The organism is Sphingomonas sp. TX0543 (assembly GCF_048565505.1).
Lineage (GTDB): Bacteria > Pseudomonadota > Alphaproteobacteria > Sphingomonadales > Sphingomonadaceae > Sphingomonas.
This window is the reverse complement of record NZ_JBLZUS010000002.1, coordinates 523,381-535,749: the sequence shown is the minus strand read 5'-3', so window position 1 is coordinate 535,749 and position 12,369 is coordinate 523,381. Positions and strand designations below refer to the sequence as shown.

13 protein-coding genes are annotated in these 12,369 nt (G+C 65.7%); 3 read left to right on the top strand and 10 right to left on the bottom strand.

The window, feature by feature from the left end:
- Positions 1-12: 12 nt before the first annotated feature.
- Genes ACM61V_RS03225 through ACM61V_RS03205 form a run of 5 tightly spaced genes read right to left on the bottom strand, consistent with a single transcriptional unit; the run spans position 13 to position 4,998 of the window.
- On the bottom strand, positions 13-795 hold the full coding sequence (locus ACM61V_RS03225) for an enoyl-CoA hydratase-related protein (RefSeq protein ID WP_137787013.1): 783 nt from the start codon (positions 793-795) through the stop codon (positions 13-15).
- 25 nt (positions 796-820) lie between these two features.
- Positions 821-1,855: an enoyl-CoA hydratase/isomerase family protein gene (locus tag ACM61V_RS03220; protein WP_137787014.1), complete on the bottom strand. Its 1,035-nt coding sequence runs from the start codon at positions 1,853-1,855 to the stop codon at positions 821-823.
- Complete coding sequence (locus ACM61V_RS03215; protein WP_137787015.1) at positions 1,852-2,997, bottom strand: acyl-CoA dehydrogenase family protein; 1,146 nt, start codon at positions 2,995-2,997, stop codon at positions 1,852-1,854. The genes ACM61V_RS03220 and ACM61V_RS03215 overlap by 4 nt, the downstream gene beginning before the upstream one ends.
- An 8-nt stretch (positions 2,998-3,005) precedes the next feature.
- Positions 3,006-3,467 carry a hypothetical protein gene (locus ACM61V_RS03210; protein ID WP_137787016.1) on the bottom strand — a complete coding sequence of 154 codons (462 nt, stop codon included), beginning with the start codon at positions 3,465-3,467 and terminating at the stop codon, positions 3,006-3,008.
- Between the two features lie 34 nt (positions 3,468-3,501).
- Positions 3,502-4,998 carry a CoA-acylating methylmalonate-semialdehyde dehydrogenase gene (locus ACM61V_RS03205; RefSeq protein ID WP_137787017.1) on the bottom strand — a complete coding sequence of 499 codons (1,497 nt, stop codon included), beginning with the start codon at positions 4,996-4,998 and terminating at the stop codon, positions 3,502-3,504.
- Between the two features lie 117 nt (positions 4,999-5,115).
- Here ACM61V_RS03205 and ACM61V_RS03200 point away from each other — a divergent pair, with 117 nt between their 5' ends.
- Positions 5,116-5,979, top strand: coding sequence for a LysR family transcriptional regulator (locus tag ACM61V_RS03200; protein ID WP_137787018.1), 864 nt, complete (start codon positions 5,116-5,118; stop codon positions 5,977-5,979).
- Positions 5,980-5,982: 3 nt separating this feature from the next.
- Here the strand turns inward: ACM61V_RS03200 and rpoN are convergent, their stop codons facing one another.
- The 5 genes from rpoN to ACM61V_RS03175 all read right to left on the bottom strand — a co-directional run bounded on the left by rpoN (position 5,983) and on the right by ACM61V_RS03175 (position 10,203).
- Complete coding sequence (rpoN, locus tag ACM61V_RS03195) at positions 5,983-7,461, bottom strand: RNA polymerase factor sigma-54 (RefSeq protein WP_419713801.1); 1,479 nt, start codon at positions 7,459-7,461, stop codon at positions 5,983-5,985.
- 29 nt (positions 7,462-7,490) lie between these two features.
- Complete coding sequence (gene lptB, locus ACM61V_RS03190) at positions 7,491-8,267, bottom strand: LPS export ABC transporter ATP-binding protein (protein ID WP_137787020.1); 777 nt, start codon at positions 8,265-8,267, stop codon at positions 7,491-7,493.
- 116 nt (positions 8,268-8,383) lie between these two features.
- On the bottom strand, positions 8,384-8,944 hold the full coding sequence (locus ACM61V_RS03185; protein ID WP_137787021.1) for an LptA/OstA family protein: 561 nt from the start codon (positions 8,942-8,944) through the stop codon (positions 8,384-8,386).
- Between the two features lie 7 nt (positions 8,945-8,951).
- Positions 8,952-9,590, bottom strand: a complete 639-nt coding sequence (lptC, locus tag ACM61V_RS03180) for an LPS export ABC transporter periplasmic protein LptC (protein ID WP_137787022.1) — start codon at positions 9,588-9,590, stop codon at positions 8,952-8,954.
- Positions 9,583-10,203 (bottom strand): ribonuclease D, encoded by a 621-nt coding sequence (locus ACM61V_RS03175; protein WP_137787023.1) that lies wholly within the window; start codon positions 10,201-10,203, stop codon positions 9,583-9,585. Before ACM61V_RS03175 ends, lptC begins: the two co-directional genes overlap by 8 nt.
- 379 nt (positions 10,204-10,582) lie before the next feature.
- Here ACM61V_RS03175 and ACM61V_RS03170 point away from each other — a divergent pair, with 379 nt between their 5' ends.
- Entirely contained in the window at positions 10,583-11,398 is an 816-nt protein-coding gene (locus ACM61V_RS03170; protein ID WP_137787024.1) for a cold-shock protein, read from the top strand.
- A gap of 138 nt (positions 11,399-11,536) precedes the next feature.
- Positions 11,537-12,310, top strand: coding sequence for a glutaminyl-peptide cyclotransferase (locus ACM61V_RS03165; RefSeq protein ID WP_137787025.1), 774 nt, complete (start codon positions 11,537-11,539; stop codon positions 12,308-12,310).
- The last annotated feature ends 59 nt before the right edge of the window (positions 12,311-12,369 follow it).

Sequence of the window (12,369 nt, the reverse complement as noted above, 5' to 3'; positions counted from 1 at the left end):
ATCGGCGGGAGGTTACCGGCCCTTCCACACGCCCGCGCGTTTCTCGATGAAGGCGGCCATCCCCTCGGCCTTGTCCTCTGTCGCGGTGAGGATCTGGAACAGGCGGCGCTCCGTCAGAATGCCCTGCGCAAGATTGGTCTCGAACGCCATGTTGATCATTTCCTTGTTCACCATCGCGGCCATCGGCGGCATGGACGCGATCGTCGCGGCCGTCTTCAGCGCGTCCGCGACCAGATCGGCAAGCGGCACGACGCGGGCGACCAGGCCCGAGCGCTCCGCCTCGGCCGCATCCATCATTCGCCCGGTGAGGCACATTTCCATCGACTTCGCCTTGCCGATCGCGCGCGTCAGCCGCTGCGATCCACCCATGCCGGGCGCGACGCCAAGCTTGATCTCGGGCTGGCCGAACTTCGCGGTGTCGGCGGCGATGATGAAATCGGCCATCATCGCCAGCTCGCATCCGCCGCCCAGCGCAAAACCGTTGACCGCCGCGATCCACGGCTTGCGGGTGGCGACCACGCCTGTCTGCCAGCCGGCGAAAAAATCCTGGAGAAAGAAATCGGCCGCCGCCATATCCGCCATCTGCTTGATGTCCGCGCCGGCGGCGAAGGCCTTCTCCCCCGCACCGGTGAGGACCAGGCAACGCTGGCTGTCATCCCTGTCATAGGCGCCGAAAGCGGCGGCGAGATCGGCCAGCACATCTGAATTGAGCGCGTTCAGCGATTGCGGCCGATTGAGCGTCACAAGCGTGACGGCGTCGCGCTGCTCGACCAGGATATTGGCGTAATCAGGCATCATTCTCTCCACTGATCGGGTCGGTTCAGGCCGGCGTCCACGCCTCTCCATCCGGCAGTGGCGCGAAAATCTGATCGATCAGATGATCGCTCACCTCCTCCGGCGTGGGTGGATTCCATTTCGGCGCATTATCCTTGTCGACGATCACCGCGCGGACGCCTTCGAGGAAATCGTGGCGCTGCACGACGCGGCTGCCGACCGCATATTCCTGCCGCATCTCGTCCTCGAACGTCGGCATCGCCTTGCCGTCGAGCAACAGCTTGAGGCTGACCTTCATCGTCTGCGGCGATTTGGTCTTGAGCGTCGCCAGCGTCTCGCGCGCGAAATCGCTGTCGTCGGCGGCGAGCGCGGCGAAGATATCCTCCAGCCGGTCGGCGGCGAACAGATGGTCGATCTTGCCCCGGCGCGCGACTATCGCGGCATCAGGCGCTGGCACGGCGAGCGAATCGAGCGCCGCTTTCGTCCCTTCGCCGATCCGCACCTTTGCCTCCGGCAGCTTATCGGCCGGCAGATAATGGGTGGCGAGGCCAAGTGCGAAACATTCCGCGCCATCCAGGCGGTGCCCCGTCAGCGCCAGATACTGCCCGATCCGTCCCGGCAGTCGCGAGAGATACCAGCCGCCGCCGACATCGGGGAACAGCCCGATGCCCGTCTCCGGCATGGCGAGCCGCGTGTTCTCGGTCGCGACGCGATAGCGGCACGGCTGCGAGATGCCGACACCGCCGCCCATCGTGATCCCGTCCATGAACGCGACCGTGTCCTTCGCGTAAGTGAACAGCCGGTGGTTCATGCGATATTCGGTGTGGAAGAAGTGGCGCGCCTCCGCCCCGTCTTTCGCGCCGCTCTCGGCAAGCATCCGAATATCGCCGCCTGCGCAGAAACCTCTGCCTTCGGCATGATCGATCGTGACGACGCGGATCGCATCGTCGGCACGCCAGGTTTCAAGCGCGTCCAGCACGCCCTGGCACATCGCGGTGTTGAGCGCATGGATCGCTTTGGGGCGGTTCAGGCGGATACGCCCTGCGCCGCCGTCGGTTTCGACAATGAGATCGCCGGTCATTGCCGCGTCAACTCCCGCCCGACGATCATCCGCATGACCTGATTGGTGCCCTCAAGGATCGAATGCACGCGAAGATCGCGCCAGAAGCGCTCGATCGGATAATCGCGCAGATAGCCATAGCCGCCGTGGAGCTGGAGCGCGCGATCGACGATGCTCGATCCGCTGTCCGTCGCCAGCCGCTTGGCCATTGCCGAGAAGCGCGACTTGTCGGGAGCGTTGGCGTTCACTTTCGCCGCGGCAAGATACAGCAGCGCGCGAGCGGCCTCCAGATCGGTCGCCATGTCCGCGAGCGTGAATTGCGTATTCTGGAAATCGGCGATCGGCTGGCCGAACTGCTGGCGTTCCTTGGCGTAGTTCACCGATTCGTCGAGGCAGCGCTGCGCCCCGCCCAGCGAGCACGCGCCGATGTTGAGCCGGCCGCCGTCAAGCCCGGCCATCGCAAAACGAAAACCGTCGCCTTCCGCGCCGACGCGGTTCTCCACCGGCACGCGGCAATCCTCGAAGATCACCTGCGCTGTCGGCGAGGCGTTCCACCCGAGTTTCTTCTCCGGCGCGCCAAACGACAGGCCCGGCGTATCCTTCTCGATCACGAGGCAGGAAATGCCTTTCGACTTCTCGTCGCCGGTGCGTACCATGCAGACATAGATGTCGTTATAGCCCGCGCCGGAAATGAACTGCTTCGTGCCGTTGAGCACGTAATGATCGCCGTCGCGCCGCGCGCTTGTCTTGAGCGCGGCGGCGTCCGAGCCGGAGCCCGGCTCGGTCAGGCAATAGCTGGCGATCCTGTTCATGCCGACAAGATCGGGCAGGAAGCGATCCCGGAGCGCCTGATCCCCGAAGCGATCGATCATCCACGTCGCCATATTGTGGATCGAGATGAAGGCGCTCGTCGCGGGACAGCCATAGGCCATCGCCTCCATGATGAGGGCCGCTTCCAGCCGGCCCAGCCCGATACCGCCCGATTCCTCCGCGACGTAGATCGCGCCAAAGCCGAGTTCGCCGGCCGCCTTCCAAACATCGACGGGATAATGATGCTTCTCGTCCCACTCCGCCGCGAACGGGGTGATCCGGTCGGCGGTGAAGCGGCGCGCGAGCTCCTGGATTTCGCGCTGGTCGTCGGTGAGGTCGAACTGGTTGGTCATCTTTCCTCTCAAGCCGCACAACGGGTGTAGCGCAAGGTCTGTCCGTCAGCGACACGGCTCAGCACCGTGCCGTTCTCCGACAGCGTCAGCGGCGTTTTCTCCTCCCACGTCTGTCCCTCGCCCGAGAAAGCGAGCGTGGCGTCCAGCACGGTCGGAGAAACGGCCACCAGCTTCGTGATGGTCGCGCGCGATTCGTAGAAGCTGAGACGGTCGGCAGTCACCGTCATCAGCCCCTTTTCGTCGCCGTTGGTGGTGGTGCAATCCGCGGGCACGAGGCCCCAGCGCCCCTGGAAGGACACGGGTATCCGCTTGTCCGGGATGGGGCTTGGCGCCTGCGTTGGCAACGCCCCGGAAGCGGTCGCGGCGTCGTTCGCGATGCCCGGATCGGGCGCGGCGCTGCGTTGCTCCGCAACGGGCGCCTTGCACGCGCCGAGCGCAACAAGAATCATAAGGGCAATGGCGCGTTTCATCGGTCGTTCTCCCGGCGTCGGCAGGGTTGGCTTGTCACCCCATCGTCGGAATGACGAACGCGTTGCCCTCGTCTGTCGATCCGTCGGGCCACCGCTGCGTCACCGTCTTCACCTTGGTCCAGAACTTGACGCCTTCCATGCCGTGCTGGTTGGTGTCGCCGAACGCCGAGCGCTTCCAGCCGCCGAAGCTATGGTAGGCGACGGGCACCGGGATCGGCACGTTGATGCCGACCATCCCGACATTCACGCGTGCCGCAAATTCGCGCGCGGCATGACCATTGCGCGTGAAGATCGCGACGCCATTGCCGTATTGATGCTCGCTCGGCAGGCGCACCGCCGTCTCGAAATCGGGCGCGCGGACGATCTGGAGCACCGGGCCGAAGATCTCCTCCCTGTAGGCGGACATTTGCGGCGTGACATGATCGAACAGCGTCGGGCCGATGAAGAAGCCCTCCTCATGCCCCTGCAACTTGAAGCCGCGCCCATCGACCACCAGCTCGGCGCCCTCATCGACGCCGGTCTGGATCCAGTTCTCGATCCGCTCGCGGTGCTGTGCCGTCACGACCGGGCCGTAATGCGCCTCGGCATCGGTAGAGACGCCGACGCGCAGCGCGTCGATCGCGGGGATCAGCTTTTCGCGCAGCGCGTCGGCCGTCTTGTCGCCTACGGGCACCACCACCGGAAGCGCCATGCAGCGTTCGCCCGCCGAGCCGAAGGCAGCGCCGGAAAGATCCGCGACCACCTGATCCAGGTCAGCATCCGGCATCACGATGCCGTGATTCTTCGCGCCGCCCATCGCCTGCACGCGCTTCCCCGCATCCACGCCGCGCCGATAGACGTAGTGGGCGATATCCGAGGAGCCGACGAAGCTCACGGCCGCGATCGCCGGATGATCGAGGATCGCGTCGACCATTTCCTTGTCGCCATGGACGACCTGGAAGATACCCTCCGGTATCCCCGCCTCGCGGAACAGCTCGGCCAGGCGCACCGGCACAGACGGGTCGCGTTCGGACGGCTTCAGGATGAAGGCGTTGCCGCACGCGGTCGCCACCGCGCCCATCCACAGCGGGATCATCGCCGGGAAGTTGAACGGCGTGATGCCGACTCCGATGCCAAGCGGCTGGCGCATCGAATAGACGTCGATCCCCGGCCCCGCACCCTGGGTATATTCCCCCTTCAGGACATGCGGGATGCCGCAGGCGAACTCCACCACTTCCAGCCCCCGCTGGATATCGCCCTTCGCGTCGGCGACGACCTTGCCATGCTCGGACGCGAGAAGTTCGGCGAGGCTCTGCATGTTCGCCTCGACCAGTTCCTTGAAGCGGAACATGACGCGTGCGCGGCGCTGCGGATTCGTGGCCGCCCATGCGGGCTGCGCCGCCTGCGCCGCCGCCACCGCACGATCGAGATCGGCCTGGGTACCCAGCGTGACCCGGGCCTGCACCTTGCCGGTGTTCGGATCGAACACGTCGGCGGTGCGGCCAGCGCCGCCGCCGGAATGGCCGGCGATGAGATGATCGATGACGCGCATGGGAAGCCTCTCCAGGGGATTCGTTGTTGCGCCGGCTTGTAGACGCACGGCAATTATGCGCTCAACCCGTTTAATTTGCCGGGGTGAGCTGCGTTTTTGCACGGAAAGGGCGAGCTGATGCGGAATTGGGATGATCTGCGCATGTTCCTTGCGGTGGCGCACGCCGGGCGCATCGCGCCTGCCGCGCGGGCGCTCGGCGTTGACGCCACCACCGTCGCGCGGCGGCTGGCGCGGCTGGAAGAAGCCGTCGGTGCGCCGCTTTTCGAGACAGTCGCGGGCGAACGACGACTGTCGGAAAGCGGGCAGACTTTGCTCCCGCATGCCGAGACGATCGATGCGGCAATATCCGCGGCGACCGAGGGAAAGGTGGCAAAGGGCGTGGCAGGCCATGTGCGGCTGAGCGTGGCGGAGGGCCTGGCGACCCATGTGCTCGCCCCGGCGATGCCGCGCTTCGCGTCGGCCAATCCGCGCATCCGGCTCGATCTCATCACCGCATCGGGCCTGCTCGACCCGTCAAAGCGCGAGGCGGATATCGCGGTGATGCTCGCGCGGCCGCGCAACCGGCAGCTTACCGCGGTCCGGCTGGTCGAATATCGCCTCCGGCTCTATGCGACGCCCGGCTATCTGGCGACAGCCGGGATGCCGGATACCGCCGCCGCGCTCGAACGCCACGTGCTGGCGAGCTATGTGCCGGAACATCTTCACGCGCCCGAGCTGGATTATCTTTCGGAGCTGCACGACGGCCTTGTCGCGCGGCTGCGCAGCACCAGCATCAATGTGCAGCACGCGACAGTGGCGTCAGGAGCGGCGATCGGCATTCTGCCGGATTTCATCGCCGCGCGTGATCCGCGGCTCGTTCCGGAGCTTCCGCCGCTGGAGCTTATACGCGCGTTCTGGCTCGTCACCCATGCCGACGGGCTGGCGACACCGCGTATTCAGGCGGTGGTGGCATGGCTGCGCGAAACGGTGGAGCGCGGGTGACGGTCAGCCGGCGCCCTCCAGGGCTTTCTGCCGGCGGCGCTGCACCGAGCTGCCGATGCCCAGCGCTTCCCGATATTTCGCAACGGTGCGGCGCGCGATGTCGAAGCCCTTGGCGTTGAGCAGTTCGACCAGCGTATCGTCGGACAGGATCTTCGCGCCCTCGCCTTGGATCAAGCCGCGGATCGCCGCCTTCACCGCTTCCGCGGACACGGCATCGCCGCCGTCCGCCGCAGCGATGCCGGACGTGAAGAAATATTTCAGCTCGAACTGCCCGCGCGCGCAGCTCAGATATTTGTTGCTGGTCACGCGGCTGACAGTCGATTCATGCATCTCGATCGCATCGGCGATCTGTCGCAGCGTGAGTGGGCGCAGATGCGCGACGCCTTTCAGGAAAAACGCTTCCTGCTGCTTCACGATTTCGGTCGCGACGCGGATGATCGTGCGCTGGCGCTGATCGAGCGCCTTCACCAGCCAGTTGGCGCTGGCGAGGCAATCGCTCAGCCACGCCTTCGATGCCTTGTTCTGTGGGCCGGCGGCCAGCTCGCTATAGTATCGACGGTTTATCAGCACGCGCGGCAGCGTCGCGTTGTTCAATTCTATCACCCAGCCGGCGTGCGTGCGGGCGACAAAGAGATCGGGCACCACCGCAGGCGCCGGGTCCCCGCCGTATCGGCAGCCGGGCTTCGGATCATAGCCGCGCAGTTCGCGGATCATGTCCGCCATGTCCTCGTCATCCACCTGGCAGATGCGCTTCAGCCGCGCGATCTCGCCCCGCGCGAGCAGATCGAGGTGATCGATCAGTCGCGCCATGCAGGGGTCGTATCGATCCGCCTCCCTGGCCTGCAGCGCGATACATTCGGCGAGATCGCGCGCGCCCACGCCGGTGGGATCGAACGTCTGGATCACCGCCAGCACATCCTCGATCATCGCGAGCGGCACGCCAAGCCGCGTCGCGATATCGAGCAGGTTGGCGGTGAGATATCCCGCCTCGTCGATCAGGTCGATCAGATGTTGCGCGATCGTGAGTTGCGCCCCGGACAGGACGTTTCCGGCCTGATTGCCGAGATGATCAGCAAGGCTGGGGGGATTTTGGGCGAAGGCGTCGAGGTCGGGGCCGTCCTCGCTCGCGATGCTGCCCGGGCCTGCCCCGCCAAGCCCGATCGAATCGCTCGCGCCATCGTCGAAGCGCTCGGCGGCGATATCCACGTCCAGGGTTTCGCCAGCCGCTTCCCCGGCGATCACCAGTTCGTCCGCGCCGGCCGGTTCGTCGCGCGGCGCGTCGACCGGCTCGCGCTCAGCGATCGGGGCGTCGTCCGAGGAGGGGCTGGTTGCCTCAAGGAGCGGGTTCTTCTCCAGTTCCTCGGCGATGACACCCTCGATCTCGAGGTTGGACAGCGCCAGCAGCTTGATCGCCTGCTGAAGTTGCGGCGTCATCACCAGCGACTGGGATTGTCGCAGATCGAGGCGCGGGGCGAGCGACATCAGCTATTCCGCGATATCGGCCCGGCGCGTCACAAGGAGAATCCCTCACCCAGATAGAGGCGGCGGACATTCGCGTCGGCCACCAGTTCTTCCGGGGAGCCGGTGAACAGCACCCGGCCATCATAGATGATATAGGCGCGGTCGACGATATCGAGCGTCTCGCGCACATTGTGGTCGGTGATGAGCACGCCGATATCGCGGCGCTTCAGATCCTTCACCAGATCGCGGATGTCCGCGATCGAGATGGGGTCGATGCCGGCGAACGGCTCGTCGAGCAACATGATCTTGGGGTCGGCGGCCAGCGCCCGCGCGATTTCCGCGCGCCGCCGCTCACCGCCGGACAGGGCCATCGCTGGCGCGGCGCGCAAACGGGTGAGGCCGAACTCGTCCAGAAGCTGATCGAGCCGTTGCTGACGCAGCGCCGGATCGCGAACGTTGAGCTCGAGCACCGCGAGAATATTCTTCTCGATCGTCAGACCGCGAAAGATCGAGGTTTCCTGCGGGAGATACCCGAGGCCGAGAATCGCGCGGCGATACATCGGCAGCCCGGTGATATCCTGCCCGTCGAGCATGATACGCCCGGCATCCGGCTTCACCAGCCCCATCACCGAATAGAAGCAGGTCGTCTTGCCGGCGCCGTTGGGACCGAGCAGCCCGATCACTTCGCCGCGCCCGACCGAGACGGAGACGTCGCTCAGCACGACGCGCTTGTCGTAGCTTTTGGCGATCGACACCACTTGCAGCCCGCTGGCTACGAACGGTTCGGCGATCGGCTCGATCGTGTCCATGCTCGTCACGTCATTCATATTCGCGCCGATCTCGCAGCTTCGTGGATGCCGCCCGCCCGATGCGCGCGCAGTTGGCAGGATTCATGCATGGCTCTTTTGCCCGAGCCGGCGCAATTATGAAAGCCCCCGCGCCGTCAGTTCTTGCTGTCGGTCGACGCGCCGTTCGCGCGCTTCGGCACGGAAAACGTCCCCGATACCCGACCCGACGGAGCCGAGGTTACGGTGCCGCCGCTGACGGGGCCATTGGCCGCGCGCGCGGCGGAGCCGTCGATCACCGCTCGCCCGGTATCGAGGTTGAGCGTCAATCTTCCGCCATTCACGGTATTCGACCCGCCCTGTTCAAGCGAGACGCCGCCGATCATCGTGATGATCCTGCGGTTGAGATCGTAGACCGCATATTGGCTCTTCGCCACCTGGTTCGGCCGCCTGACGACGACGCCGCCCGCGGCATCGAGCCGAGAGACCTGGGGATTTCCGTCGACGACCTGACCGGTATAGGCGACGGTCATGCGCTGGGCGTTCAGCGTCATCTCCGCCTGCTTCACCGCCACGTTGCCCGTCAGCACCGCGCGATTCGCCTTGTCCTGCAACTGGATCTGATTGGCCCCGAAATCGATCGGTGCGGTGGAATCATGACGCGTCTGCGCATGCGCCGTTCCGGCGACGAGCAGCAGGAGCAGGGCTGGGCGGTTCATCACGGCGCTATTTCGTTCGTCTCGGCGAGATGTGCAAGCGCGCGTTGCCGATGAGCGTCACGGTATGGGAATCCAGATCGGCATCGAGCTTGTCGGCGCTGAACGTGCCCTGGCGTACGGTGCCCGTCACGGCCTTGCCCGATTGCATTCGGCGCGTCTTGAGATCGACCAGCGCGTCTTGCGTGTCGAGCGTATAGCCGTCGGGCGCGCGGAACGAAATCGGCCCGTCGACCTGCACCTGTTCGTTATCCATGTTGTAGCGCCCGCGATCCGCGACCAGGGAGGCGGGGCCGTCGTTCAGCCGGATGTTGGCGGCCAGCTGCTGAAGCTGGACGATGGGCTCGGCCGAGCTTTTCTGGATCGCCGAACCGGCGGTCAGCTCGAAGGGCTGGCCCTTGCCGTCAGCCCCGCGATACCGCGCCGCCTGGATCTTCATTCGTTCCCGCGCAACCTCCACCTTGTTCTTGTCGAGCACGAAGGAGACATCGCCGCCCGTCGTCAGCGGCGCCATTACCAGAAAGGCGCTGAGAACGCCGATCAGCACCGGCAGCGCCCAATTGGCGGCGGCGACGACGCGATCGTGCGGGCCGCCAGGCCGCGCCCACCGCTGGCGCGCGTCGAGCGCCTGGGCTGCTGAATCAGGCATGGGCGAAAATATCGATTTCCGGCCAGCCCGCCAGATCAAGTTCGGCGCGATGCGGCAGGAAATCGAAGCAGGCCTGTGCCAGCGCGGCGCGTCCCTCGCGCGCCAGCCGCCGGTCAAATTCTTCCTTCAGCCGGTGGAGAAAGCGCACGTCGGATGCGGCATAGTCTTTCTGCGCTTCCGACAATTCCGGGCTGCCCCAGTCCGATGATTGCTGCTGCTTTGAGATGTCCTGTCCCAGCAGTTCGCGCACCAGTTCCTTCAATCCGTGCCGATCGGTATAGGTGCGGACCAGCCGCGAGGCGATCTTCGTGCAATATACGGGCGCCGCGACGACGCCGAGATAGTGCCTGATCGCGGCGACATCGAAACGGGCGAAATGATAAAGCTTCAGCCGCTCCGGATCGCCCAGCACCGCGCGCAGGTTCGGCGCGGCATAATCGGAGGCCGGCGCGAATCGCACGAGGTGCTCGTCACCGGCCCCATCCGAGAGCTGGACGAGGCACAGGCGATCACGCGACGTGATAAGCCCCATCGTCTCGGTATCGACGGCGATCGCCGCGCCCGGCGCGAACACGTCGCCCGGCAGATCTTCCTCGTGGAAATGAACGGTCATCATGCTGCCCTAGCGATGCGGAGGGCGTCGCTCAATGGCCCCCGAAGTCGTGCGGGCGAAAGTGATGCGGTGAAATACCGCGAATCGGCGGGAGAGGTTTGGGTTTCAGCCAGCGGGCCGACGAAAAACGGAAGCTATATTTGTTGGTTAGCCTCTCCTCATGTGCGCCCACCTGTGCTTATGATGCGACAGTATCGTAAGTAACGCGATGTTGAGCGCCCTGTCGCACACGATTCCGTTCGCGGTTGAGACAAAGCTGGGCTATGACCACGATTGAGGCGCGAAAGGTTTGGCGCCCGAAGAGGTGTGGTTGCTGCTCGCCGTCCAGCGCGCACCCCTTGACGGCTAAGTCGGGCGGACGGGAAGACGAACGGGGTTTATGGGTTTCGACAAAGGTAACCGCGGGCAACGTGGCGGACGCGGCCGCGACAAGCGCGATAGTTTCGGCGGCGATGATTTCGGCGGCGGCGGCGACTTCGGTGGTGGTTTCGGTGATCGTGGCGGCTTCGGCGGCGGCGGCGGTTTCCGTGGCGGCGGTGGCGGCTTCGGCGGCGGCGGCGGCGGTGGTTTCCGCGGCGGCGGTGGCGGCTTCGGCGGCGGCGGCGGCGGTGGTTTCCGTGGCGGCGGTGGTGGCGGTATGCCGCCCCAGGTTGTCGGCGAAGGCACGGGCGTCGTAAAATTCTTCAACGCGCAGAAGGGTTTCGGCTTCGTCGTGCGTGATGACGGCGGCGAGGACGTGTTCGTGCACATCTCCGCAGTCGAACAGGCCGGGCTCACCGGCCTTGCCGAGGGCCAGCCGCTCGGCTTCACGCTCGTCGATCGTGGCGGCCGTATTTCGGCTACCGAGCTGAAGATCGATGGCGAGCCGATGCCGGTCCAGGAACGTGCGCCACGCGAGGGCGGTTTCGACAGCCCGCGCGACGGCGGCTTCGGCGGTCCGCGCGGCGGTGCCGCCGGCGGCGCGCAGCGCCAGCTTACCGGCGAGAAGGCGACCGGCACGGTCAAGTTCTTCAACGCGATGAAGGGCTTCGGCTTCATCCAGCGCGATGATGGCCAGCCTGATGCCTTCGTCCATATCTCGGCAGTCGAGCGCGCCGGCCTCGGCAGTCTGAACGAGGGCGATCGCCTGTCGTTCGAGATCGAGGTGGATCGTCGCGGCAAATATGCCGCAGTGAACCTTCAGCAGTCGAGCTGATCGGCCCGTCTCCGGTCCATGGCGGCCCGTCCGACTCATGTCGGGCGGGCCGCTCTCGTTTTCGGTGAAGCCCAGCTCAACGGCGGCTGAGCGGTCGATGCGTTGGCAGGGAACGATTGTGTGTATGGAGTGGTCGGCATGACCGTGCGCTGGTTCCCGCTGTTCCTGCTGGCGATCCCTGCGGCCGTGGCGGCCGATCCGCCGCCGGCCACCCCTGCCGTGCTGATTCCGGTGGTCGTAGCGCGCTTTCCGCACGATCGCGCCGCGTTCACCGAGGGGCTCGTCTGGCACCATGGCAAAATGTACGAAAGCGTCGGTCTGGAAGGGCGATCCGACGTCCGCTGCGTCGATATCGCGACGGGACGCGTGCAGGCGCGATCGACGATTCCCGCCGACATGTTCGGTGAGGGGCTGACGGGCTGGAAGGATGGGCTGGTAAGCCTCACCTGGCACGGCGGCATCGCGTATCGCTGGAGCGGCGCAAGGCTGAAACGGGTCGGCAGCATGCGCTATCGCGGCGAGGGCTGGGGGCTGACGACGCTCGGCGATTCGCTTGTCCGCTCCGATGGCTCGTCGACACTCACGGTGCACGATCCTGCCACCTTCGCGGTCCGGCGCCGGATCGCGGTGACGCTGAACGGCAAGCCGCTCGATCAGCTCAATGAGCTGGAAGCGGTGGACGGCGCGATCCTCGCGAACGTCTGGCGCTCGCCATTCATCGTCCGCATCGATCCGGCGAGCGGGCGGGTAAACGCGATCATCGATCTGCGCGCGATCGTCGGTGAGATCGGCATCGCGGACGATATCGAGGCGGTCGCGAACGGCATCGCATGGGATGCGGCGAGGCGCCGTCTGTTCATCACCGGCAAGCGCTGGCCGACATTGTTCGAAATCAAGCTGCCCGCCGGCTGAGCGCGATGCGCCGGCCTCCCTTGCGGCCCCCCTATCCAGTCGTCGCATGAAGATGATCG

Bases quoted from the DNA above. Each gene is read 5' to 3' on its own strand.
- ACM61V_RS03205 (WP_137787017.1), bottom strand. From the start codon at position 4,998: ATGCGCGTCATCGATCATCTCATCGCCGGCCATTCCGGCGGCGGCGCT.
- lptB (WP_137787020.1), bottom strand. From the start codon at position 8,267: ATGAATGACGTGACGAGCATGGACACGATCGAGCCGATCGCCGAACCG.
- rpoN (WP_419713801.1), bottom strand. From the start codon at position 7,461: ATGTCGCTCGCCCCGCGCCTCGATCTGCGACAATCCCAGTCGCTGGTG.
- ACM61V_RS03170 (WP_137787024.1), top strand. From the start codon at position 10,583: ATGGGTTTCGACAAAGGTAACCGCGGGCAACGTGGCGGACGCGGCCGC.
- ACM61V_RS03200 (WP_137787018.1), top strand. From the start codon at position 5,116: ATGCGGAATTGGGATGATCTGCGCATGTTCCTTGCGGTGGCGCACGCC.
- ACM61V_RS03165 (WP_137787025.1), top strand. From the start codon at position 11,537: ATGACCGTGCGCTGGTTCCCGCTGTTCCTGCTGGCGATCCCTGCGGCC.
- ACM61V_RS03215 (WP_137787015.1), bottom strand. From the start codon at position 2,997: ATGACCAACCAGTTCGACCTCACCGACGACCAGCGCGAAATCCAGGAG.
- ACM61V_RS03185 (WP_137787021.1), bottom strand. From the start codon at position 8,944: ATGAACCGCCCAGCCCTGCTCCTGCTGCTCGTCGCCGGAACGGCGCAT.
- lptC (WP_137787022.1), bottom strand. From the start codon at position 9,590: ATGCCTGATTCAGCAGCCCAGGCGCTCGACGCGCGCCAGCGGTGGGCG.
- ACM61V_RS03220 (WP_137787014.1), bottom strand. From the start codon at position 1,855: ATGACCGGCGATCTCATTGTCGAAACCGACGGCGGCGCAGGGCGTATC.
- ACM61V_RS03225 (WP_137787013.1), bottom strand. From the start codon at position 795: ATGCCTGATTACGCCAATATCCTGGTCGAGCAGCGCGACGCCGTCACG.
- ACM61V_RS03175 (WP_137787023.1), bottom strand. From the start codon at position 10,203: ATGACCGTTCATTTCCACGAGGAAGATCTGCCGGGCGACGTGTTCGCG.
- ACM61V_RS03210 (WP_137787016.1), bottom strand. From the start codon at position 3,467: ATGAAACGCGCCATTGCCCTTATGATTCTTGTTGCGCTCGGCGCGTGC.